At 75.4% G+C, this 22,270-nt stretch carries 16 protein-coding genes; 13 read left to right on the forward strand and 3 right to left on the reverse strand.

Annotation, left to right across the window (positions count from 1 at the left end; all coding sequences use genetic code 11):
• Positions 1–70: 70 nt before the first annotated feature.
• The 7 genes from infB to ACZ4W5_RS31400 all read left to right on the forward strand — a co-directional run bounded on the left by infB (position 71) and on the right by ACZ4W5_RS31400 (position 11,189).
• Positions 71–3,214 carry a translation initiation factor IF-2 gene (gene infB / locus ACZ4W5_RS31370; RefSeq protein ID WP_360244062.1) on the forward strand — a complete coding sequence of 1,048 codons (3,144 nt, stop codon included), beginning with the start codon at positions 71–73 and terminating at the stop codon, positions 3,212–3,214.
• A 135-nt stretch (positions 3,215–3,349) separates the two neighbouring features.
• On the forward strand, positions 3,350–3,646 hold the full coding sequence (locus ACZ4W5_RS31375) for a DUF503 domain-containing protein (protein ID WP_030311386.1): 297 nt from the start codon (positions 3,350–3,352) through the stop codon (positions 3,644–3,646).
• A gap of 153 nt (positions 3,647–3,799) precedes the next feature.
• Entirely contained in the window at positions 3,800–4,240 is a 441-nt protein-coding gene (gene rbfA, locus ACZ4W5_RS31380; RefSeq protein ID WP_360244059.1) for a 30S ribosome-binding factor RbfA, read from the forward strand.
• Positions 4,241–4,242: 2 nt separating this feature from the next.
• Positions 4,243–5,346: a DHH family phosphoesterase gene (locus ACZ4W5_RS31385; protein WP_360244056.1), complete on the forward strand. Its 1,104-nt coding sequence runs from the start codon at positions 4,243–4,245 to the stop codon at positions 5,344–5,346.
• Between the two features lie 44 nt (positions 5,347–5,390).
• The gene (gene truB / locus ACZ4W5_RS31390; protein WP_465658360.1) at positions 5,391–6,320 is read left to right on the forward strand and encodes a tRNA pseudouridine(55) synthase TruB; all 930 of its coding nucleotides are present in this window, start codon (positions 5,391–5,393) and stop codon (positions 6,318–6,320) included.
• Positions 6,321–6,559: 239 nt separating this feature from the next.
• Positions 6,560–10,183, forward strand: a complete 3,624-nt coding sequence (locus tag ACZ4W5_RS31395; protein WP_465658361.1) for a serine protease — start codon at positions 6,560–6,562, stop codon at positions 10,181–10,183.
• A gap of 64 nt (positions 10,184–10,247) precedes the next feature.
• Complete coding sequence (locus tag ACZ4W5_RS31400) at positions 10,248–11,189, forward strand: bifunctional riboflavin kinase/FAD synthetase (RefSeq protein WP_360244047.1); 942 nt, start codon at positions 10,248–10,250, stop codon at positions 11,187–11,189.
• 85 nt (positions 11,190–11,274) lie between these two features.
• Here the strand turns inward: ACZ4W5_RS31400 and ACZ4W5_RS31405 are convergent, their stop codons facing one another.
• From ACZ4W5_RS31405 to eccE, 3 genes are all read right to left on the reverse strand, one after another.
• The gene (locus tag ACZ4W5_RS31405) at positions 11,275–13,518 is read right to left on the reverse strand and encodes a MinD/ParA family ATP-binding protein (protein WP_465658362.1); all 2,244 of its coding nucleotides are present in this window, start codon (positions 13,516–13,518) and stop codon (positions 11,275–11,277) included.
• A 130-nt stretch (positions 13,519–13,648) separates the two neighbouring features.
• Positions 13,649–14,416, reverse strand: coding sequence for a hypothetical protein (locus ACZ4W5_RS31410; RefSeq protein WP_360244041.1), 768 nt, complete (start codon positions 14,414–14,416; stop codon positions 13,649–13,651).
• Positions 14,416–15,819 (reverse strand): type VII secretion protein EccE, encoded by a 1,404-nt coding sequence (gene eccE, locus ACZ4W5_RS31415; RefSeq protein WP_360244038.1) that lies wholly within the window; start codon positions 15,817–15,819, stop codon positions 14,416–14,418. Before eccE ends, ACZ4W5_RS31410 begins: the two co-directional genes overlap by 1 nt.
• A gap of 211 nt (positions 15,820–16,030) precedes the next feature.
• Between eccE and ACZ4W5_RS31420 the strand changes: the two genes are divergently transcribed.
• The 6 genes from ACZ4W5_RS31420 to ACZ4W5_RS31445 all read left to right on the forward strand — a co-directional run bounded on the left by ACZ4W5_RS31420 (position 16,031) and on the right by ACZ4W5_RS31445 (position 22,125).
• A complete protein-coding gene (locus ACZ4W5_RS31420; protein WP_465658364.1) occupies positions 16,031–17,794 on the forward strand; it encodes a type VII secretion protein EccB in 1,764 nt (587 codons plus the stop codon).
• 184 nt (positions 17,795–17,978) lie between these two features.
• Positions 17,979–18,281, forward strand: coding sequence for a WXG100 family type VII secretion target (locus ACZ4W5_RS31425; RefSeq protein WP_360244032.1), 303 nt, complete (start codon positions 17,979–17,981; stop codon positions 18,279–18,281).
• Positions 18,282–18,380: 99 nt separating this feature from the next.
• Positions 18,381–18,671 carry a WXG100 family type VII secretion target gene (locus ACZ4W5_RS31430; protein WP_360244029.1) on the forward strand — a complete coding sequence of 97 codons (291 nt, stop codon included), beginning with the start codon at positions 18,381–18,383 and terminating at the stop codon, positions 18,669–18,671.
• 112 nt (positions 18,672–18,783) lie between these two features.
• Complete coding sequence (gene mycP / locus ACZ4W5_RS31435; protein WP_360244026.1) at positions 18,784–20,016, forward strand: type VII secretion-associated serine protease mycosin; 1,233 nt, start codon at positions 18,784–18,786, stop codon at positions 20,014–20,016.
• A 126-nt stretch (positions 20,017–20,142) separates the two neighbouring features.
• Positions 20,143–20,685, forward strand: a complete 543-nt coding sequence (locus tag ACZ4W5_RS31440) for a SigE family RNA polymerase sigma factor (protein ID WP_360244023.1) — start codon at positions 20,143–20,145, stop codon at positions 20,683–20,685.
• Positions 20,686–20,829: 144 nt separating this feature from the next.
• A complete protein-coding gene (locus ACZ4W5_RS31445) occupies positions 20,830–22,125 on the forward strand; it encodes a hypothetical protein (RefSeq protein WP_465658366.1) in 1,296 nt (431 codons plus the stop codon).
• Positions 22,126–22,270: the final 145 nt, after the last annotated feature.

Raw genomic sequence — 22,270 nt, forward strand, 5'->3', positions numbered from 1 at the left:
CGCGATGGGTACGCCCATGAAGTAGCGACAGTCCGGCGGACGAGACCCCCGGACTCAAGACAGGAGTGAAGTGGCTAAGGTCCGGGTTTATGAACTCGCCAAGGAGCTTGGCTTGGAGAGCAAGGCCGTCATGGCCAAGCTCACCGAGCTCGGTGAGTTCGTCCGTTCGGCGTCCTCGACGATCGAGGCGCCGGTCGTGCGCAAGTTGACTGACGCGCTTGGTGTGGCCCCCACTGGTGGCGCTGCCAAGCCTGGCCCGCGGAAGCCCGCGGCGCCCCAGCCCGCGGCAGGCGCCGCGGGTGCACCCAAGCCGGGTGCCCCGGCCCCGGGTCCGCGGCCTGCCGCGACCCCGGGTCCCCGTCCGACCCCGGCCGCCGCGGCTCCCGCCGCCCCGGCCGCCCCCGCGGCTCCGGCCGCTCCCGCCGCCGCCCGTCCGGGTGCGCCGACCCCGGGCCCGCGCCCGGCGGCGCGTCCCGCGACCCCGGCGGCTCCGGCCGCTCCCGCGGCCGAGTTCTCCTCGCCGGCTCCGGCCGGTGCCGACGCCCCGCGTCCGGCCTCCCAGGCCCCGCGCCCGAGCGGCCAGGCCTCCGGCGGCGCCCGTCCGGGCCCGCGTCCGGCCGGCCCGCGTCCGGGCAACAACCCGTTCACCTCGGGCAGTGCGACCGGCATGGCCCGCCCCGGCGACCGCCGTCCGGGCGCGCCGGGTGCCCGTCCGGGTGCTCCGGGTGCGCAGGGCGGCGACCGTCCGCGTCCCGGTGGCGACCGTCCGCGTCCGGCCGGTGCGCCGGGTGCCGGTGGCGCTCCCCGTCCGGGTGGCGACCGTCCGCGTCCGGGTGGTGCTCCCGGTGCTGACCGTGGCGCCCCGCGTCCCGGTGGCGACCGTCCGCGTCCGGGTGGTGCGCCGGGTGCCGGTGCCCCGCGTCCCGGTGGTGCCCCCCGTCCCGACGGCATGCCGCGTCCGGCCGGTCCGCGCCCCGGCGCCCCGAGCCCGTCGGGCATGCCGCGTCCGAACCCCGGCATGATGCCGCAGCGTCCGGCCGGCCCGCGTCCGGGCCCGGGTGGCCGTGGTCCGGGTGGCCCCGGCGGCCGTCCGGCCGGTCCCGGTGGCGGCGGCGCCCGTCCGGGCTTCCAGGGTCGTCCGGCCGGTCCGGGCTCGCGTCCGGCCGGTGGCGGCGGCTTCGGCGGTCCGCGTCCGGGTGGCGGCGCCCCCGGTGGTGGCGGTGGCTTCGGCCCCCGTCCCGGCGGCTTCGGCGGTCGTCCCGGTGGCCCGGGTGCCCGTGGTGGCACGCAGGGTGCCTTCGGTCGTGGCCCGGGCGGTCGCCCGGCTCGCGGTCGCAAGTCGAAGCGGGCGAAGCGCCAGGAGTACGAGGCCATGCAGGCCCCGTCCGTCGGCGGTGTGATGCTGCCTCGCGGCAACGGCCAGACCGTTCGCCTGTCGAGCGGCGCCTCGCTGATGGACTTCGCGGAGAAGATCAACGCCAACCCGGCCGCGCTCGTCTCCGTCATGTTCAACCTCGGTGAGATGGTCACCGCGACCCAGTCGGTCTCCGACGCCACGCTGCAGCTGCTGGCGGACGAGATGGGCTTCCAGCTGGAGATCGTCAGCCGGGACGACGAGGACCGCGAGCTGCTGGAGTCGTTCGACATCGACTTCGGTGCCAACGAGGGCGACGAGGACCAGCTGGCCCCGCGCCCGCCGGTCGTCACCGTCATGGGTCACGTCGACCACGGTAAGACCCGACTGCTGGACGCGATCCGCAAGTCCAACGTGGTGGCCGGCGAGGCCGGTGGCATCACCCAGCACATCGGTGCCTACCAGGTGGCGACGATGGTGAACGGCGAAGAGCGCCCGATCACCTTCCTCGACACCCCGGGTCACGAGGCGTTCTCCGCCATGCGTGCCCGTGGTGCCAAGTCCACCGACATCGCGATCCTGGTGGTCGCGGCCAACGACGGTGTCATGCCGCAGACGGTCGAGGCGCTCAACCACGCCAAGGCCGCCGGTGTGCCGATCGTGGTCGCCGTCAACAAGATCGACGTCGAGGGCGCCGACCCGACCAAGGTCCGCGGCCAGCTGACCGAGTTCGGCCTGGTGGCCGAGGAGTACGGCGGCGACACCATGTTCGTCGACATCTCCGCGCGCCAGGGTCTGAACATCGACCAGCTGCTGGAGGCCGTGGTCCTGACCGCGGACGCCTCGCTCGACCTGCGGGCCAACCCGCACCAGGACGCGCAGGGTATTGCGATCGAAGCCCACCTGGACAAGGGCCGCGGCGCCATGGCGACCGTCCTGGTCCAGCGCGGTACCCTCCGCGTCGGTGACTCGATCGTCGTGGGCGACGCCTACGGCCGCGTCCGCGCCATGCTGGACGAGAACGGCAACAGCCTCGCCGAGGCCGGCCCGTCCCGCCCGGTGCTGCTGCTCGGTCTGACCTCGGTGCCCCGCGCCGGCGACAGCTTCATCGTCGTCGACGAGGACCGCACCGCCCGCCAGATCGCCGAGAAGCGCTCGGCCCGCGACCGCAACGCCGCCTTCGCGCAGCGTCGGGTCCGGGTGTCCCTGGAGGACCTGGACAAGGCCATCGCCGCCGGCTCCATCGAGCAGCTCAACCTCATCATCAAGGGTGACGTCTCCGGTTCGGTCGAGGCCCTCGAGGACGCCCTCGTCAAGCTGGACGTGGGCGAGGAGGTCGAGCTCCGGGTGCTGCACCGCGGCGTCGGTGCGATCACCGAGTCCGACGTCGACCTGGCGATGGGCTCGGACGCCATCATCATCGGCTTCAACGTGCGCGCCGAAGGCCGTGCGCGCGCCGCGGCCGACAAGGAAGGCGTGGACGTCCGGTACTACTCGGTCATCTACCAGGCGATCGAGGAGATCGAGAACGCCCTCAAGGGCATGCTCAAGCCGGAGTACGAGGAGGTGCGCCTCGGCGCCGCGGAGATCCGCGAGGTCTTCCGCTCCTCCAAGTTCGGCAACATCGCCGGTGTCCTGGTCCGCGACGGCATCATCCGCCGCAACGCCAAGGCCCGCCTGCTGCGCGACGGCAAGGTCGTGGCGGAGAGCCTCACCATCGAGGGTCTGCGCCGCTTCAAGGACGACGCGACCGAGGTCCGCGAGGGCTTCGAGGCCGGTGTCACCCTGGGGTCGTTCAACGACATCAAGGTCGAGGACATCATCGAGACCTACGAGATGCGCGAGAAGCCGCGCGCCTAGTCGGTGTCAACCGGGGCCGGTCGACGGGTGGTATTTCCGTCGACCGGCCCCGGTCTCGCTGTGTAGGGTCCTGGGGTGTCGGCCGGTTCCGCGCCGACACCCCGAGGCCTTCCAGGTCGGCGAGACCTGTCATACATGTTCGTGGGAACACTCACCTTCGACCTGCTGCTGGGCGACGTCCACTCGCTCAAGGAGAAGCGTTCGATCGTGCGGCCGATCGTGGCCGAACTGCAGCGCAAGTACAGCGTGTGCGCTGCCGAGACCGGGAACCAGGACCTGCACCGCCGGGCCGAGATCGGCCTCGCGGTGGTCGCCGGCGAAGCCGGGTACGTCACCGAGGTCCTGGACAGCTGTGAGCGGTTGGTCGCCGGCCGCCCCGAGGTGCAGCTCCTCTCCGCGAGGAGGCGCTACCACAACGACGACGACGAATGAGGACCGTGGAGCCGGCCGACGGAAGTCGCCGTTCTCACACGGATCAGGACCGAGAGCGCCCGCAAGGCCGGGCGCGGGCCGGTACTTTGGGGCGTGGGCCCAGACGGGTGCGCAGCTCTCCCGGGTACCGGGCCCATTGCACGAGGAGGCAACGTGACCGACACCGCTAGGGCGCGCAAGCTCGCCGACCGCATCCAGGTGGTCGTCGCCCAGACCCTGGAGCGGCGGATCAAGGACCCGCGACTGGGGTTCGTGACCATCACCGACACCCGGGTGACCGGCGACCTGCGCGAGGCCACCGTCTTCTACACCGTCTTCGGTGACGACACCGACCGCGAGGCCACCGCGGCCGCGCTGGAGAGCGCCAAGGGCGTGATCCGCTCCGAGGTCGGCAAGATCGGGGTGCGCTTCACCCCGACGCTGACCTTCGTCGCGGACGCGCTGCCGGACAACGCCCGGAACATCGACGACCTGCTCGACCGGGCCAAGGCCATCGACGCGGCGGTGCGCACCACCGCCGCGGGCGCGACCTACGCCGGTGACGCGGACCCGTACAAGGTCCCGGCGTCCGAGCGTGACGACGAGGACGAGTAGACATGGCGGGTGAGTCGGCGCAGGCCGCCTCGCGAGCCGGATCGACCACGGGGGCGTCCTCCACCAGCACGGTGGAGGGTGCCCTCGCGGCGCTCCCCGGCCCGCGCGCCGAGGAGAGCGGCTTCGAGCTGATCTGGCAGCAGGTGGTGGCCGAGATCGGACGGGCCCGCTCGATCGACCTGATCTGCCACATCTGCCCGGACGGCGACGCGCTGGGCTCCTCGCTGGCGGCGGCCCTGGCGCTGCGCGCGCTCGGCAAGCAGGTGCGGGTCTCCTTCGGCGACGACCCGCAGATCGTGCCCGAGTCGCTGGCCTTCCTGCCCGGCCAGGAGCTGATCGTGCCGGCCTCCGAGGTGCCGGACGTGCCCGAGCTGGTGCTCTGCTTCGACGTCGCCGCGCAGAGCCGGCTGGGGCTGCTGCACGACAAGGCGTTCGCCGCGCCCGTCCTGGTGGTGTTCGACCACCACGCCTCCAACCCGGGCTTCGGCACCCACCAGCTGATCGACCCGACCGCGCCGGCCACCGCCGTCCTGGTGGACGAACTGCTGCGCCGGCTCGGCGTCGAGCTCGACCAGGAGCTGGCCACCTGCCTGTACACCGGGGTCGCCACCGACACCGGCTCCTTCAAGTACCGGGCGACCACGCCCGCGACCCACGAACTCGCCGGGCGGCTGCTGGCCACCGGCATCCGGCACGACCTGATCTCCCGGCAGCTGTGGGACACCTCCTCCTTCGGCTACCTCAAGGTGCTCGCGGCCGCCCTGGACCGGGCCGTCTACGAGCCGGAGGCGGCGGACGGGCTGGGCCTGGTGTGGACCTGGGTGCCCTACCAGGACCTGGCGCTGTTCAGCGTCACCGTCGAGGAGATCGAGGGGCTGATCGACATCCTGCGCCGGCCCGCCGAGGCCGAGGTGGCCCTGGTGCTCAAGCAGGACCCGGACGGCACGCTGCGCGGCTCCTCCCGCTCCAAGGGCGCGGTGGACGTCGCCGCGGCCTGTGGTGAACTGGGCGGCGGCGGGCACGTCTTCGCGGCCGGCTTCTCCGCCCGGGAGGACGTCGCCGCGGTGGTCGAGCGGTTCCGGGGCGCGCTGCGGCCCCTCCACTGACCTTCCCGTAGAGCAACTTCCGCACGTTCCAGAGAAAGAACCCGATGAAGCGCAAAGGCACCGGCCCGGACGGCCTGGTGATCGTCGACAAGCCCGAGGGCATCACCTCCCACGGGGTCGTCGCCAAGCTGCGGTGGCTGGCCGGGACCAGGAAGGTCGGGCACGCCGGCACGCTGGACCCGATGGCCACCGGCGTGCTGGTGATCGGCGTCGAGCGGGCCACCCGGCTGCTCGGCCACCTGATGCTGACCGCCAAGACCTACGAGGCGACCGTCCGGCTCGGCCAGACCACCGTCACCGACGACCGCGAGGGCGAGGTCACCGCCTCGGTCCCGGCGGACGGCGTCACCCGGGAGGCGATCGACGCCGGGATCGCGGCGCTCACCGGCGAGATCATGCAGGTGCCGTCCAAGGTCAGCGCGATCAAGATCGACGGCAAGCGCTCGTACGCGCGGGTGCGCGAGGGCGAGGACTTCGAGCTCGCCGCCCGGCCCACCACCATCCACTCCTTCACCGTGCACGAGCAGCGCGCGGCGGTCGCCGAGGACGGCACCCCGGTGATCGACCTGGACGTGACCGTGGAGTGCTCCTCCGGCACCTACATCCGGGCGCTGGCCCGCGACCTGGGCGCCGGGCTGGGCGTCGGCGGGCACCTGACGGCGCTGCGCCGCACCAAGGTCGGGCCGTACGGGGTCGAGTCGGCGCGCACCCTGGAGCAGCTGGAGGACTCGGTCACCGGCGAGTCCGCGAGCGGGCTGGAGGTGCTGCCGATCGGGGAGGCGGCGGCGGCCGCGTTCCCGCGCTGGGACCTGGACGAGGCCTCCGCGGAGAAGCTGTCGCACGGCTCCCGGCTGAAGGCGCCCGGGCTGGGCGTGGACGGGCCGATCGCGGTGTTCGGGCCGGACGGGCGCTTCCTCGCGCTGGTCGAGGAGAAGGGCGGCCAGGCGAAGCCGGTCGCGGTGTTCGTCGGCTGAGGCGGCCCTCCGTCGTACCGCGACCCCCGTCGGGAGCCCTCCCGGCGGGGGTCGCGCGTTCCCGTCCGGGGGTCCCCCGGCGGGGTCCTTCACCCGAACGGGGTCCTTCACCCGCACGGGGGAGCGCGCGAGGTGAACCGCCGTGGTGAACGGCGCGGGCGCGGTCGGGGCGCCCCCGCGGGGGGCAGGCTCCGGGCGGCGAGCGGGCAACGGGCCCGCTCGACGGGTGAGGGGGCTCCATGCCGGCGTGTGCGGAGGGCGATCCGGGGCGGTACCTGCTGCGGATCCGCGACCTCGACGGGCGGCTGCACGGCTTGGGGTTCGCCGCCGACCCGCAGGGCTGGGTGCTCACCGCGCACGAGGCCGTGGCGGGCCTGGACCGGCTGGTGCTGCACACCCCCGGCGGACAGACCAGGGTGCTCGGCACCGACGCGGTGCTGCCGCTGCCCGAGCACGGGCTCGCGCTGCTGCGCACCGACGCGGTCGGCGGGCTCCCCGTCCCGCCGCTGCCGGTGGCCGCGCTGGGCGCCGGGCACGAGGTGCTGCTGCCCGCCCTGACCGGCGAGGACGGCCGGGCGGTGGTGCTGCGCTGCGGACTGCTGGGCGTCGGCGGCGCGGCGTACGGCGGGCACCTGCTGGCGGGGGTGCCGGTGCTGGACGTGCCCGCGGTGGCCGGGGTCGTGGTGCCGGCCGGCTCACCGGTGCTGGACGCCCGCAGCGGCGCGGTGGTGGCGCTGGCCGCGCCCGCCCTGCGCGGACCGCAGCACGGGGGAGCGCCGTACGGGGGAGCGCCGTATGGGGGAGCGCCGTACGGCGGCGCGCTGTGGGCGGTGCCCGCCGGGGGCGGCGCGGTGGTCGCGCCGGCGCTGGCCGAAGTGCTGGCGCGCAACGCGGCGACCGTACCCGGGTACGGCCCCGCGCTGAACCTGGCCGGGGTGCTGCGGCTGACCGGCGCCCAGCTGGCCGCCGCCGGGGCCGGGCCGGGCCGGGTGGCCGGGCTGGCCGCCGACCGGGTGGACCGACCGGACGGCCTGGCCGGGGACGAGCCGGCGGCGACCGTCACCGCCCTGGTCGGCGCCCCCGGCAGCGGCCGCTCCACCGAACTCGCCGCACTGGCCGCCCGCCGCGGCGACGGGGCCCGGCCGCTGCCCACCCTCTGGCTGCGCGGCGCCGACCTGCGCGCCGAGGACCGCTCGCTCGCCGAGGCGGTGGAACGGGCGCTGGCCGCCGCCGCGGCCGAGCTCGACACCCCGGCGCCCGCGCCCGAGCCGGTGGCGGCGCTGTGCGCGGCGGCCGGGCGCCCGCTGCTGGTCGTCCTGGACGGCCCCGAGGAGGCCCCGGCCGAACTGGACCCGCGCTGGCTGCGCGGCGCCGGGCAGTGGCTCACCGGCTGCGGGGCACGGCTGCTCACCGCCTGCGGCGAGGAGCTCTGGGAACGGCTGGCGGCCGAGCCCTGGGGCAGCGGCGCCGGTGGCGTGCCCCGCCCGGCCGAACCGGGCCCGGACGGCGACCTGGCCAGCGCCCCCACCGTCCGGATGGACGGCGGCGGCCCCGGCACCCCGACCCTGGCCGGGCACCGGCTGGGCCCGCTGCCCGCCGAGGCGGCCGAGCGGGTGCGCCGCCGCTACGGGCTGCCGCCCGGCCGCCCGGCCGCCGCCGAGGACGCCCGGCACCCGCTGGCCGTCCGGCTGGCCGGCGAGCTGTGGGCGCACGGCCTGCACGACGGGCCGGCGCTGCGCAGCGAACTGTTCGGCGCCCACCTGGACCTGCTCTGCCTGCGGGTGGCCCAGCGACTGGCCGAGGACGTCCGGCCGCGCCGCCCGGGCGCCCACCGCCGGGGCGCCGCCCGGCCCGCCGGAGCGCGCCGGGGCCGGGTGCGCCGGCTCGCGGCGGCGGTGGCCGGGCGGGTGCACGAGGCGGCCCGGCGGATGCTCGGCGAGGAGCCGGGCTCGCTCGGCCGGGAGGCCTTCCAGGAGCTGTTCCCGGTCGACGGCGGCTGGGCCACGGCGGTGCTCGCCGAGGGGCTGTTCGTCCCCGCCGGGCCCGGTTTCCGCTTCGCCCACGGGGAGTTCGCCGACTGGCTGCAGGGCCGACACCTGGACCTGGACGCGGCGCTGCGGATGCTGCTCGGCGAGGCCGAGGACACCCCGCCCGGACCGCAGGGCCCCGCACCGGCCGTCCCCCGGCACCGGATCGGCCCGGTCGCCGCCGCGCTGCGCCGGGTCGCCGAGACCTGGGGCGCGACCGCCCTGGACCCGTGGCTGCACCGGATCTGGCGTGCGCTGGACCTGCGCCCGCCCGGCAGCGAACCCGCCTGGTGGGCGGCCCGGTTGCTCACCGCCGGACTCGCCGCCAGCCCCGACCCGGTCGAACACCTGGCGCTGCTCGACCAGTTGGCCCGCCGGACGGCCGAACGGGCGGCCACCGCGGGCGGTTGGGAGGCGCTCGACGGGCTGAACCGCTTCGACCCCGCGTTCTGGACCGGTCTCGGCCTGCCCGTCGAGGCCGAACTCGCCCTGCTGCGCCGCCTGGTGGCCGCCGACGGCCCGGGGCAGCAGTTCCTCGCGGCGGTGGCCGAGCGGCTGCGCGCCGACCCGGTCGCGGTGTTCCCGCTGCTCTGCACCTGGTTCGACGACCCGGCCGGCCTGCCGGGCCGCCCGGGCCGCACGGTGGCGGACCTCGCCCACGAGCTGCTGCACGCCCACCGCCGCGCCGCCCTGGACGAGTTGGCCGACGCGCTGGCCGACGCCGCGCACCCGCGGGCGGACGCGCTGCTCACCGTGCTCGCCGCCGAGGAGCCGTCCGCGCTCTGTCGCGCGGTGGACCGCTGGAGCCACGACCGCCGGCCCGAACGGCACGTCGCGGCCGCCGTGCACGCGCTGCGGACCGCCCCGTACGCGAGCGGTGCCGGGGCCGAACTGCTGCGCTTCACCGCGCTGACCCTGCTCGCCCGGGAGGACGAACCGGCCCTGCACGGCGCCGCGCTGGCCCTGCTGGTCGCCGACCCGGTGACCAGGGCCGGGCACCTGGACGCCGCGCTCGCCCGCCACCGCGCGGGCGGCGACGCCTTCCTGACCCCGCGCGCCCTCGCCCCGGCCCTGGAGAGCGACCCGGAGCCCGTGCTGGCCGCACTCGCCGACGCCCTGGCGGCGCCCGGCGCGGCCCCCGCCGAGACCCTGCGGGTGCTGGCCGACGCCCGCGCCCCGGTGGCCGCCCGGCGCAGCGCCGACCTGGCCGCCCGGCTGCTGCGCCGCCACCCGGCGCTGGCCGGGCCGGTCGCCGTCGACTACCTCGGCCGTCGGCTGGGGCGGGCCGCGATCGACGGGCCGGCCGCCCGGCTGGAGCTGCGGGTGCTGCTCGGCGGCGTGCTGGCCGCCCCCGAGGCGGCGGTCCGTACGCCCTTCGCCGAGGCGCTGTCCGTCCCGGTGGCGGACCCGGCGGCGGACGCGCTGCGCTGCGAGCTGCTGGACACCCTGCTCGCCACCGAGGCCGACCGGGCGGTGCTCACCGCGGCCGTGGAGCGCCTCGCCGAGCACTGCGCGGCCGAGAACCCGGCCCGGGCGCGCGCCGTGCTGGCCCGGGCGGTGCCGGGGCTGGCGGGCGCGGACGAGCTGCTGGTGCGCTGCGCGGGGCGTTCGGCGGCCTTCGCCCGGCTGCTCGCCCGGTGGCCGGCCGACGCCGCCCCGACCGCCCCGGACGGGCCCCGGCTGGCCCGGATGCGGGCCCTGGTGGCGGCCGGCCGGGACGCCCAGTACGCCGCCGCCGAGGCGGAGCGGACGGCGGCCGTGCGGGCCGTCCGCGCGCCGGTGCGCCCAACCCCCATTCCGGTGCCTGAGCCGGGGCAGGCGCATGGCACGCTATAGGGGTTCGGTTGTGAGCGTTTGAGCGTGCCGAGGGCACGCACCGTACGGAACAAGGAGCAGTCGGGTGCAGCGCTGGCGTGGCCTGGAGGAGATCCCCGGTGACTGGGGACGCAGCGTCGTCACCATCGGCTCGTTCGACGGGGTGCACCGCGGGCATCAGCTGATCATCGGGCGGGCCGTCGAGCGGGCCCGTGAACTCGGCCTCCCCTCGGTCGTGGTGACCTTCGACCCGCACCCGCGCGAGGTGATCCGCCCGGGCAGCCACCCGCCGCTGCTCGCGCCGCACCCGCGCCGGGCCGAGCTGATCGCCGAACTCGGCGTGGACGCGGTGCTGGTGCTGCCGTTCACCACCGAGTTCTCCCAGGAGTCCCCGGAGACCTTCGTCCGGCAGGTGCTGGTGGACGCGCTGCACGCCCGGGTGGTGATCGAGGGCCCCAACTTCCGCTTCGGGCACCGGGCCGCGGGGGACGTCGCGCTGCTCGCCGAGCTGGGCGGGGCGGACGACTTCGAGGTGGAGGTGGTGGACCTCCAGGTGTCCGGCACCGCCGGGGACGGCGAGCCGTTCTCCTCCAGCCTGACCCGCCGCCTGGTCGAGACCGGGGACATGGCCGGTGCCAACGAGGTGCTCGGCCGCCCGCACCGGGTCGAGGGCGTGGTGGTGCGCGGCGCGCAGCGCGGCCGTGAGCTCGGCTACCCGACCGCCAACGTGGAGACCGTGCCGCACAGCGCCGTCCCGGCCGACGGCGTGTACGCGGGCTGGCTGACCGCCGAGGGCGAGCGGATGCCGGCGGCGATCTCGGTCGGCACCAACCCGACCTTCGACGGCACCGCCCGTACCGTCGAGGCGTATGCCATCGACCGGGTCGGGCTGGACCTGTACGGGCTGCACGTGGCCGTGGACTTCCTGGCCTACCTGCGCGGGATGGAGAAGTTCGACTCCATCGAGGCGCTGCTGGACCGGATGGCCGACGACGTCAAGCGCGCCCGGGAGCTGACCGAGGCCTGAGCCCGGCCCGGCCGCCGCTGCCGGGGAATGCCGAAGGGGCCCGCCGACTCGAAGTCGGCGGGCCCCTTCCGCTCGTCACTGCTCGTCACTGCGGGGGCGCCTGCGGCGGGTAGCCGTAGCCGGGGCCCGGCTGCGGGGCACCGGGCTGCTGCGGCCACGGGGCTCCGGGGGCGGGCTGCTGGGGGTAGCCGTACCCGGGCGGGGGCGGCGGGGCCTGGCCGGGCTGCGGAGCCCACGGCGCCCCCGGGGCGGGCGGGGCGGGGTAGCCCTGCTGCTGGGGATCGGCGTACGGCTGCGGCGGGCCCGGCTGCTGGTGGCCCGCCTGCGCCTGCTGCTGCCAGCCGGCCTGCTGGGCGGCGGCGTGCTGGGCCCGGGCGATGTCCTCGCCGACCAGGGTGGCCAGCTCGAAGTACGCCTCGCGGACCTTGGGCCGCATCATGTCGAGGTTGACCTCGGCACCGGCCGCCAGGCTCTCGTCGAAGGGCACCACGATGACGCCGCGGCAGCGGGTCTGGAAGTGCGCGACGATGTCCTCGACCTTGATCATCTTGCTGGTCTCGCGCACCCCGGAGACCACCGTGATGCTGCGCTGCACCAGGTCCGCGTAGCCGTGCGCGGAGAGCCAGTCCAGCGTGGTGGAGGCGCTGGAGGCGCCGTCCACGCTCGGGGTGGAGACGATGATCAGCTGGTCGGCGAGGTCCAGCACCCCGCGCATCGCGCTGTACAGCAGGCCGGTGCCGGAGTCGGTCAGGATGATCGGGTACTGGCGGCCCAGCACCTCGATGACCTGGCGGTAGTCCGAGTCGTTGAAGGTCGTCGACACGGCCGGGTCGACGTCGTTCGCCAGGATCTCCAGGCCCGAGTTGAGGTCCTGCGAGGTGAACTGACGGATGTCCATGTAGCTGCGCAGGTGCGGGATGGCCGTCACCAGGTCGCGGATGGTCGCGCCGGTCTGGCGCTTGACCCGGCGGCCCAGGGTGCCGGCGTCCGGGTTGGCGTCGATCGCGATCACCTTGTCCTGGCGCTCGCTGGCCAGGGTGGCGCCGAGCGCGGTGGTGGTCGTGGTCTTGCCGACACCGCCCTTGAGGCTGATCACGGCGATCCGGTAGCAGCTCAGCACCGGGGTGCGGATGATCTCCAGCTTGCGGGCCTTCTCGGCCGCCGCGGCCTTGCCGCCGAACTGGAACCGCGGCTGCTGGCGCTGCTGCTTGGGCTGGCTGCGCAGCAGCCGGTCCGAGGACAGCTCGACGGCGGCGGTGTAGCCCAGCGGCGCCCCGTGGGCGGTCTGCTGCGGGGCGGCGGCCTGCTGGAACGCGGCGGGCGGCGGCGTGGCGGCGCCGCCCTGCGGCGGCCAGGGCTGGGCGGGGGCGGGCTGCTGCGGCTGGCCGGGCTGGCCGGGGTAGGGCTGCCCGGGGTAGGGCTGGGCGGCGGCCGGCTGCTGGTAGGCGCCGGGCTGCGGCCAGCCGCCCTGGCGCGGGTCCACCGGAGCGGGCGGCGCGGGCTGCGGCTGGACCGGCTGCGGCTGCGCGTGCTGCTCGGGCTGCCCGGGGTAGGGCTGGCCGGGCTGGGGCTGGGGCTGGGCGGCGGCCGACTGCTGGGCGGCCCAGGCGGCCTGCGGGTCCCAGCTCACCTGCGGGTCAGCCGCCGGAGCGGTCGGGCCCTGGGGCGGTCCGGGCTGGGCCGGCGGCTGCTGCGCGAACTGCTGCGGCGGCACCGGCGGGCCGGGCTGGGCGGGCTGCGCGGACGGTCCGGGCTGCGCGGGCGGTACGGCCTGCGGCACCGGCGCGGCCGCCGGGTACGGCTGCGGCCCGCTCGACTGGGCCGGCGCCTCCGCAGCCGGCGGCCAGGGCTGGGCGGCGACCGGCGCCTGCGGCTGCTCCGGCGTCACGGCCGGGGCCGCCACCGGGAAGGGGACGTGCTGCGCCTCGGCCTGCACGGGCGCGACCGGCGGCACCGGGGCAGGGAGGGGCGCCTGCTCCGCCGCCGGGGCGGGCGCGGGCGCCGGGGGCGCGGCCGGATCCGGTGCGGGAGCCGCGACCGGCTGGGGAGCAGGGGTGGGCTGGGGTGCCTCGGGCGTCTGTCCGGCCGTCGGCACCGGGGCCGGTGCGGGAGCGGCCGACTCCGGCGCCGCAGCCGCGGCCGTCGGAGCCCCGCCCGCCGGAGCCCCGGCCGCCGCGCCGTCCGCCCCCGGGCCCGGTGCGGCGGGCGCCGCCGCCGGGCCCGACTGCACGTACCAGGACGGGGGAGTGTAATCGGGCGCGTCGGACCAGTCGTCGTCGTCCTCCGCCGCGTTGTCGCCGACGTAGACGCCGTCCCGATCGCTGCTCACTAGGGCTCCCTCGTGTTCGCCGCCGCTTGTTCAGCGGTGCCGTTGCCGCAACAAAGACTAGGCCGTTCGGCTGCCCCTGTTGAAGGCGGCTTCGGTTCCGGACCGGGAACGACCGGCCCGGACGCGCCCCTCAGTCCATCCGGCGCGGGCCGCCGAGCACCTGCTGTTCGGCCTGGCCGGCCACCGTCCGGACGTACTGGCGCCGCATCCGGGTGGCCCACAGGGTGAGGTCGTCGCCGAGGCCGGGCAGCGCGGCCACGTCCTCCGGCGGCAGCGACAGCACCCGGCCGACCACCTCCGCCTCCTGGGGCATGATCCGCTGCACCCCGACCAGGTCGGCCGCGTTGAGCACCCGGGAGGCGTTCGGGCCGAGGTAGGGCAGCAGGGTCAGCGTGGTCTGCCAGGGCGCGGCGGAGAGCCGGGTGCGCGGCGGGCGGGCGCCGAGGTCGCGCACCACCAGGACGGGCGAGGCCACCGAGGCGCCCTGCGGGCCGAGCCGTCCGACCTGGTGCACCGTCACGCACGGCTGGCCGCCGCCGGCGGCCTGCGCCATCGGGCCCCAGAGCTGGCCGCGGGCGGTCTCCACCGCGACCCGGGCGCCGATCGCGGCCGCGCGCAGCGCGATCACCTGTGCCGTCCACACGCCGCCGACCAGCACCAGGTCGTACGCGCTGGGGCGGAACAGGCCGAGCACCGCCGGCAGGCCCTGCGGGTCGACGCCGATCACCACGCCGTCGTCGCCGACCGGGAAGGCCAGCGCCGCCAGGTCGGCGGCCTCCAGCACGTGCTTCTCCCGGCGCGGTCCGCGCAGCCCGAAGCCGGGCAGGATCCGCGGTCGCGGCCGGCGCTGCTCGGTGCCGGGCGTCGGACCGGGGGCGGGGTAGGTCTGGTACGCCATCAGGACGCTCCTCCCAGCGGCAGGGTGGCGAGCATGCCGGGGGCCTGTTCGAGGTCGAGCCGGACCAGGCCGAGGCCGGCGCTCTGCGCCCGCGCCTCCAGCTGGCGGCCGATGTCGCCGACCTCGCCCTCGCTGCGCCCGGTCACCCGCAGGTGGCCGCTGACGGTGACCGAGCCGCCGGTGCCGTGCCCGGCGGTGAGGCTGAACGTGCTGGCCAGCGCGGGGGAGCCGGTGATCAGGTTGACCAGGTCCGGGGCGCCGATCCGGCCGGCCGCGCCGCCGGGGCGGGTCAGCTGCGGCCAGCGGGAGATCCAGTAGGTGCTGTGCCAGCGGTCGTCGATCCGCCAGAAGCGGTTGCCCTCCTGGGTGCGGCGGGTGGTGCCGCCGCCGCTGCCGGTGCCCTGGCGCCCGGCCACCGCGATCGGGTTGGCGCAGGTGGCGATGGCGAGGGCGGCGATCAGCTCGCGCTCGTCCAGCACGGTGGCTTTGAACCCTGCGCTGTTGAGCCGTCCGGCCAGCTGGTCGGTGACCCGCTGGAGGGCCTTGCGGGCGCCCTCCTCGCCGCCGCCACGGGCCCGGACGGCGGTGGCCGCGCGCTCCGGGTCGAGCTTGAGGGCGACCCAGGTCAGCCGCAGGCCGGGGGTGGCGGTGCCGTCGGGCAGTTCGCGGTAGCCGCGGGCGGCCAGCGACTGCTCCGGCACGTGCTGGGCCGGGGCGGGCTGGGTGTGCTGGACCAGCTGCACCGACTCCAGGGCGATGTCGTCCACGGTGAGCGCCGAGCAGATCACGTCCAGCGGCAGCGGCAGCGCGGTGCGCACCGGGCGCAGCGGCTGGTCCTTGGCCTGGACGAGCAGCACCGAGCTGAGGAAGGTGCCGTCGCCGACCATGCCGGTCTCCCGGCGGACGGGGCGGCCGCCGAAGTCGGCCTCGGTGGCGTGGGTGCAGGTGCGCAGTGCCGGCTCCAGCTCCAGCGCGGGCGCCAGCGCCGGGTCGGTGCCGGGCGGCGGCAGCAGCGACTTCGCCTGCTTGCGGCGGGACTTGAGGGCCGAGCGGACCCGCAGCAGCTCCGGGATGGTGCGGCCGCGCAGCGGGACGACCGCCAGCACCAGCAGGACCAGCGAGACCGCGCCGAAGCCGGCCGCGACCGGGCGGCTGATCGTCCAGCCGACCGCGACCAGGGCGACCGCGACCTCGACCAGGACCAGCTGCTGGAGCTTCAACCGGCCGCCGAGCAGCCCGGGCCGGGGGTTGACGCGCACCTGGACGGGGCCGCCCTCGCCGCCCGTCGGCGGCCGTCCGGCCGCGGCCCCGGTGGGCGCGGCGCCGCGACGGGCCCGCCCGGACCGGTGCGACCTCCCGCCGCCCGCGCTCGCGCGGCGTTCTGGAGCGGTCTGGCTTGGCATCCCCCGATGGCCCTCTCTGATCCGTTGCCGCGGCCCGGCTGGCTGGTTCGCGGACCGTACCCGTACCGTACTCACCGTCTGCTGCCGCATCGTAGAGGGTTCGGGCCGGATCCCGCCCGGCGGGTGCGGACCACGGGCAGGTCGGGCCGACGGGAGGCCGGGCACCGCCGGCACGGCGCCGGCACACGTCTGACAGAGGGGGACGACGAGGATGGCATCGCGCCGGGACGAGCTCAACGCGTACACCTTCGCCCGCAAACGCACGGTGGGGGCGTTCCTGCTGCCCTCCGGCGGCGGCAGTGACGAGGACGCGCCGCGCCCGGTGAAGGCGGTGCTGCCGAGCGTGCTGGTGGGGGCCGTGGTGGTGGCCGGGTTCGGGCTCTGGGGGGTGTTCAAGCCCGCCGCCCCGCTGCAGTGGGACAGCGGCAAGAACATCATCCAAGGCAAGCAGTCGACCACCCGCTACGTGGTGCTGACCGACCCGGACGGCCGGACCAAGCGGTTGCACCAGGTGCTCAACATGTCCTCGGCGCGGCTGGTGCTGCCGGTCGACGCCAAGGTCGTGGTGGTGGACGACGGGGTGCTGGACCGCTACCCCAACCACGGCCCGACCATCGGGATCCCGTACGCCCCGGACAAGCTGCCGGGCAAGGACAACGCGAGCCAGCCGATGAAGTGGGCGGTCTGCGACCGTCCGGGGTCGGACGACAAGCGGGAGACCGTCAACCAGGCGGTGTTCGTGGCGGCCGGGGCGGACGCGGCGGCGCTGTCCGCGAAGGACCGGATGCTCGGCCCGGACCAGCTGATGCTGGTCCAGCAGGCCGACGACCAGCAGGTGTCGACCACCTCGGCGGCGGGCCAGGCGGTGGCGAGCCTGTTCCTGGTCGACGCGCAGGGCCGCAAGCACGCGATCGGACCGAAGTCCGACGACAAGGAGCGCCGGGCGCTGGTCACCGCGGTCTTCGGGCCCAACGCGGTGCCGCAGCGGGTGAAGCGCGAGTGGCTGGACACCCTGGTGCCCGCGAGCCCGATCGTCTTCCCCGACGTCAAGGACATGGCGGACAGCCAGGGTCCCAACTCGAACGTGGCCCTGGGCAACGCGGCGGACCGCCGGATCGGCCGGCTGGTGCACTACCAGGACCGCAACTACGTGGTCGGCAAGGACGGCCTGTTCCTGATCACCCCGTTCCAGGCGGAGCTGATCCGGCAGAACCCGGCCTACCAGATGCTCTACAAGTACGACCAGGACAAGCGGCCGCGCAGCGACGAGATGACCCCGGACGACCAGTCCAGGTTCAACACGGACGTACGGCTGCCGAACACGCCGGACGACTGGCCGTTGAAGTCCGGTGCGCCGGTGAACAACTGGACGGACCGGCAGGACCCCCGCCAGGTGGTGTGCAGCACCTTCGACGGCATGGCCGAGGACGGCCGCACGCCCAGGCGCAGCGTCTGGGCCGGGACGTCCTACCCGGCGGCGTACAACAACGGCGCGGGCGCGGCGTACGTGACGCCCGGCCACGGGCTGTTCTACCGGGCGGTGGACAACGCGGCCGGTGCCGCCGCGACGGCGGCCGGCGGTGCGAACGGCAACGCCAACGGCAATGCCGGTGCGAACGCCAACGCGGGTGCGAACGGCAACGCCGGTGCGGCCGACGGCTCCGGCACCGACTTCCTGATCACCGAGACCGGCCTGCGCTACTCCGTCCCGGCCAACAGCGACGGCGGCCACGGCCCCAGCCCGTCGGCCACGCCCGGCGGTGCGCCGAAGGCGGCGACCCCGGCGCCGGGCGCCCAGAACCCCGGTCCGGGTGGCCAGCCGACCCAGAACCCGGACGACCAACCCGGCGGGAACCAGGCGCGGTTGGGCTACCAGAACGTCCAGCCGCTGCCGGTGCCCAAGGAGTGGTCGAACCTGGTCCCGGCCGGCCCGCCGCTGACCGCGAAGAGCGCCGCGCAGCCGCAGAACGCCTGATCGGCCAAGCCCGGCAACGGAATTGGCCCCAGTGTCATGGTCTGGTAACTAGTGGGCGCTCGATGTTGGGTGAGTTGCGTGTGCCGACTACAGTGCTGCTGGACATCACGACGGGTGATGCGACGGCGGGGCCCCGGGGGGCCCTACGTACACACAATGTTTGTCTCATGGGGGATGGTGGAGCATGAGTGACGGCCAGTTCACGGTGACCGCGCAGGAGATGATGGACTTCGCCGGGAAGATCGAGACGGCCATCGGCCAGATCGAGGCGGAGCGCAAGGCGCTCCAGACCACGGTCGACAACATCACCAGTGGCTGGAAGGGCCAGGCGGCGGACGCCTACAAGGTGCTGCAGAACCAGGTCAACACGGACGTCGACGAGCTGCGCAAGTCGCTGACCGCGATCAAGCACGCGATCGAGTTGACCACCAAGCACTACGCGAGCGCGGAAGAGGAGCAGAAGGCGCTGTTCGGCCCGCAGGGCTGAGCGTCGAAGAGCTGACCAGCACTCTGTTCCGACCGTCCGTTCGACGGGGCGCCCGCGGCTGAGCGCCGGGTGCTCCGCATCCTCGTCAAGGGAGACATTGTGACCGACCACATCCTCGTCAACTTCCAGACCCTCCACCAGGCGTCGCAGGACGTGCAGAACTCGGCCAACAAGATCGAGAGCATGCTGTCCGAGCTGCGCAAGGAGGTCACCAAGATCTCCCAGGGCTGGCAGGGCCAGGCCCAGCAGGGCTACAACGCCCAGCAGGCCAAGTGGGACTCCGCCGCCCAGAACCTCAAGGACACCTGCGCCAAGATCTCCGGTTCGCTGGAGAGCGCCGCGCAGAGCTACAACGCGACCGAGAAGAAGAACGCCGGTCTCTGGCAGTAGCGGTCGACCGACCGTTCCCGGACGGGAACGACAGGGGCGGGCGCCCGGGATCCGGGCGCCCGCCCTTCGGCGCGCGGCGCGGCACGGGGTGGCGAACATGAGGGGTGGCAGGGTGTCCGGACGCGGGTTCCGCAGGACGGCCGCGGCGCTGGCCGCGCTCACGGTGCTGGGCGGCCCGCTGGCCGCCCCCGCGCACGCGGACGGCGGGCCCGGGCTGGCCGCCGCCGGTGACTGCCCCCGACCCGCGCCCGACGTGCCGACCGTGCCGTGGTCGCTGCAGCGGATACTGCTCGACCAGCTCTGGCAGGGCGGGGCGACCACCGGCAGCGGCGTGACGGTCGCCGTCATCGACACCGGGGTGGACGACACCAACCTGCAGCTGCACGGCAAGGTGGACGCGGGCCCGAGCCTGCTGATCGACAAGCAGAGCAACAAGGCCGTCGACGGAACCTCGCTGACCGACACGGTCGGCCACGGCACCAAGGTGGCCGGCATCATCGCCGCGAGCCGCAGCGACCGGACCGGGTTCGTCGGACTGGCCCCCGACGCCAGGATCTACGCGATCCGGCAGAACGACAGCGCGGGCAACGGCGACGTCTCCACCCTGACCAAGGCCATCAACGACGCGGTCGACAGGCACGTCGGGGTCATCAACATCTCCCAGGACGTGCGCGGCGCGGGCGACGCCCGGTTCGGCGGCTACCAGGAGTTGAAGGCCGCGATCGAGCGGGCCGAGCAGAACAAGGTCGTGGTGGTCGCCTCCAGCGGCAACGACGGCAACGAGGGCGACACCTACCCGGGCGCCTTCCCGACCGTGCTGTCCGTGGGCGCCTCCGACCGCAACAACGAGCGCGCCCCGTTCTCCCAGTACGGCTCCTTCGTGAAGGTCGCCGCGCCCGGCGTCGAGATGCTCTCCACGGTGCCCGGCGGCGGCCAGTGCGTGGACAACGGCACCAGCTTCGCCGCCCCGTACGTCGCCGGGCTCGCCGCGCTGCTGGTCGGCGCGCACCCGAAGTGGACGCCGGCCCAGGTGCGGGCCTGGATCGAGCAGACCGCCCAGCGCACCGAGCGCGGCCCGAACCGGTTCATCGGCTGGGGCGTGGTGGACCCGGTGAAGGCCGTCACCACGGCGCCGGAGGACCCGCCGTCCGAGCCCGCCCAGGACGCCCCCGTGAAGCTGGCCGCGGCCCCGATCGTGCCGGCCCCGGTCGGCCTCGGCGAGACCCAGGCCGACCGCGACGGCCGTACCGCCACCTATGTGGTCGGCGTCGGCGCGCTGCTGGTCGCCCTGCTGATCGGCGGCGGCGTCGTGCTGCGCGACCGGCGCCGCGGCTCCGCCGACTGACCCGCCCGCCCGCGCGCCCCTGCGCGGTCCGGAAAAGTTCCTGCGGAACACCCGTAACACCGGGGCCGGTTCACCGCATCCATCAAGTGTCGGCGGGGCACACGGACGCGGGGGAGCGACGGGCACATGGGGTGGATCGGGGGCGGCCGGGAGGCCAAGGACGCCGAGTTCCTGGAACTGGTCTCCAGCCGCACCGGGCACCTGTACCGCTCGGCCTGTCTGCTCACCAGCGGCGACACCCACTACGCCGAGGACCTCGTGCAGGAGGCCCTCAGCCGGATGTACGTGCTCTGGCGGCGCAGCGCCTTCACCGGCGGCCGCCACCGGATCGACAACCCGGCGGCCTACACCCACACCGTGATGGTGCGCACCTTCCTCGCGCAGCAGCGCCGCCGCTCCAGCGGCGAGCGCCCGACCGAGGCGTTGCCGGAGGCGGTCGGGCCGGACGCGGACAGCAGTCTGCGGCTGACCCTGCTGGACGCGCTGGGGCGGATGTCCGCCGCGGACCGGGCCGTGCTGGTGCTGCGCTACTGGGAGGACCGCAGTGTCGAGCAGACCGCCGAGGTGCTGCGGCTCTCCTCCGGCGCGGTCCGTACCAGGACCACCCGGGCGCTGGCCCGGCTGCGCACCCTGCTCGGCGACTCGCTGGCCGAGCTCTCGGCCCGCTGAAACGTCCCGCCCACCGGCACACCCCGCGCACCGGCACGCCCGTCGGTACGTCACACCCATCGCTACGCCGCACCCACCGGCACGCCCCGCCGACGCCCCCCATTTCCCCGGCAATTCCGCGACGCAAGGAGACGGTGATCCGCCATGCCCGAGCAGGACAAGTTCGAAGACGATCTCCTCTACGCCCTCACCCGTACCGGTGAGGCCTTCCGCCCCGAGCAGGCCGACCAGGCCGGGATGGTCGCGGGCGGGTACCAGCGCGGCCGCCGCCGCTGGCGCAGCCGTTCGGCCGCCGCGGTGGTGGGCGGCGCCGCCGCGCTGGCCCTGGTGGGCACCGGAGCGGTGTACCTGACCGGTTCCGGCTCGCCCTCCGGTACGGCCACGCTGGCGGCCGCCTCCACCGGGGCCGCGTCCGGGAGTACGGGCACGAGCGCCGCCCTGACCCCGGCTTCGACGGGTACGCCCACCCCGAAGGCGGTCAGCGGCGACGAGGTGCTGGCCGCCTTCCAGGCCCTGCTGCCCAAGGGCCAGGTCACCGACGGCAAGGGCACCGGCACCGAGCCGGCGGCCGGCAAGCCGGGCGGCGGCGGCAACGCGGGCGCCACCCTGCTGTTCGACGACGGCAAGGGCAAGGCCGCGATGGGCATCTCGCTCACCCGGCTGGCGCCGAACGACCCCAACCGGGCGCAGAATGCCTGCCCGGACAAGAAGCTGGTCCCGTACGACGCCTGCACCAGCACGAGTCTGCCGGGCGGCGGTTCGCTGACCGTGCTCCAGGGCTACGAGTACCCGGACAAGCGGGCCACCACCAAGTCCTGGAGCGCCAGGCTGATCGGCCAGGACGGCCGGCAGGTCGAGCTCTCGGAGTGGAACTCCCCGGCCGAGAAGGGCGCGCCGGACAGCCGGCCGACCCCGCCGCTGTCGCCGGACCAGCTCAGGGCGATCGTCACCGACAAGTCCTGGGACCCGGTGATCGCCGCGATCCCGGAGCCGAAGCCGGTCCCGGCGCGCGACACCTCCAGGGAGTACAGCGGGCAGGAGATCCTGCAGAACGTCGCCGCACTGCTGCCGAGCGGGCTGACCGAGACGGAGGCCATGGGCAGCGGTTTCGGCTACGCCAACTTCGTGCTCGACGACGGCAAGGGCAAGTCCATGGTGCAGCTCAACGTGCAGGACTGGAGCGGTGACCGGGGGGACTCGTTGTTCGGCGACGCCAGGACGCTGCCGGACGGCACCAAGGTGGTCGTCCGCCATGGGAGCGACAAGCCGGGCGTGGGCATGTGGACCGTCGACACCCTGCACCCGGACGGCCTGCGGGTGGTGATCAGCTCGTTCAACAGCGGCACCCAGACCAGCCCGGCGACCCGCAAGGCCCCGGTGCTGACCGACGACCAGATGCAGGCGATCGCCGCCGCCCCGGTGTGGAAGCTGAGGAAGTAGCGCAGGCGGTGCGGACATGGCGGTGGGGGGGGGGGGGGGGGGGGGGGGGGGGGGGGGGGGGGGGGGGGGGGGGGGGGGGGGGGGGGGGGGGGGGGGGGGGGGGGTGGTCGGGGGGGGGGGGGGGGGGGGCACCGCCCCTTCTCGG

Source organism: Kitasatospora sp. NPDC029367, assembly GCF_055569135.1.

What these genes read in the sequence shown, in the direction of transcription:
- ACZ4W5_RS31375 (WP_030311386.1), top strand. Translation starts at nt 3,350, where the DNA reads ATGTTCGTGGGAACACTCACCTTCGACCTGCTGCTGGGCGACGTCCAC.
- ACZ4W5_RS31385 (WP_360244056.1), top strand. Translation starts at nt 4,243, where the DNA reads ATGGCGGGTGAGTCGGCGCAGGCCGCCTCGCGAGCCGGATCGACCACG.
- truB (WP_465658360.1), top strand. Translation starts at nt 5,391, where the DNA reads ATGAAGCGCAAAGGCACCGGCCCGGACGGCCTGGTGATCGTCGACAAG.
- ACZ4W5_RS31395 (WP_465658361.1), top strand. Translation starts at nt 6,560, where the DNA reads ATGCCGGCGTGTGCGGAGGGCGATCCGGGGCGGTACCTGCTGCGGATC.
- ACZ4W5_RS31410 (WP_360244041.1), bottom strand. Translation starts at nt 14,416, where the DNA reads ATGGCGTACCAGACCTACCCCGCCCCCGGTCCGACGCCCGGCACCGAG.
- eccE (WP_360244038.1), bottom strand. Translation starts at nt 15,819, where the DNA reads ATGCCAAGCCAGACCGCTCCAGAACGCCGCGCGAGCGCGGGCGGCGGG.
- ACZ4W5_RS31420 (WP_465658364.1), top strand. Translation starts at nt 16,031, where the DNA reads ATGGCATCGCGCCGGGACGAGCTCAACGCGTACACCTTCGCCCGCAAA.
- ACZ4W5_RS31425 (WP_360244032.1), top strand. Translation starts at nt 17,979, where the DNA reads ATGAGTGACGGCCAGTTCACGGTGACCGCGCAGGAGATGATGGACTTC.
- ACZ4W5_RS31440 (WP_360244023.1), top strand. Translation starts at nt 20,143, where the DNA reads ATGGGGTGGATCGGGGGCGGCCGGGAGGCCAAGGACGCCGAGTTCCTG.
- ACZ4W5_RS31445 (WP_465658366.1), top strand. Translation starts at nt 20,830, where the DNA reads ATGCCCGAGCAGGACAAGTTCGAAGACGATCTCCTCTACGCCCTCACC.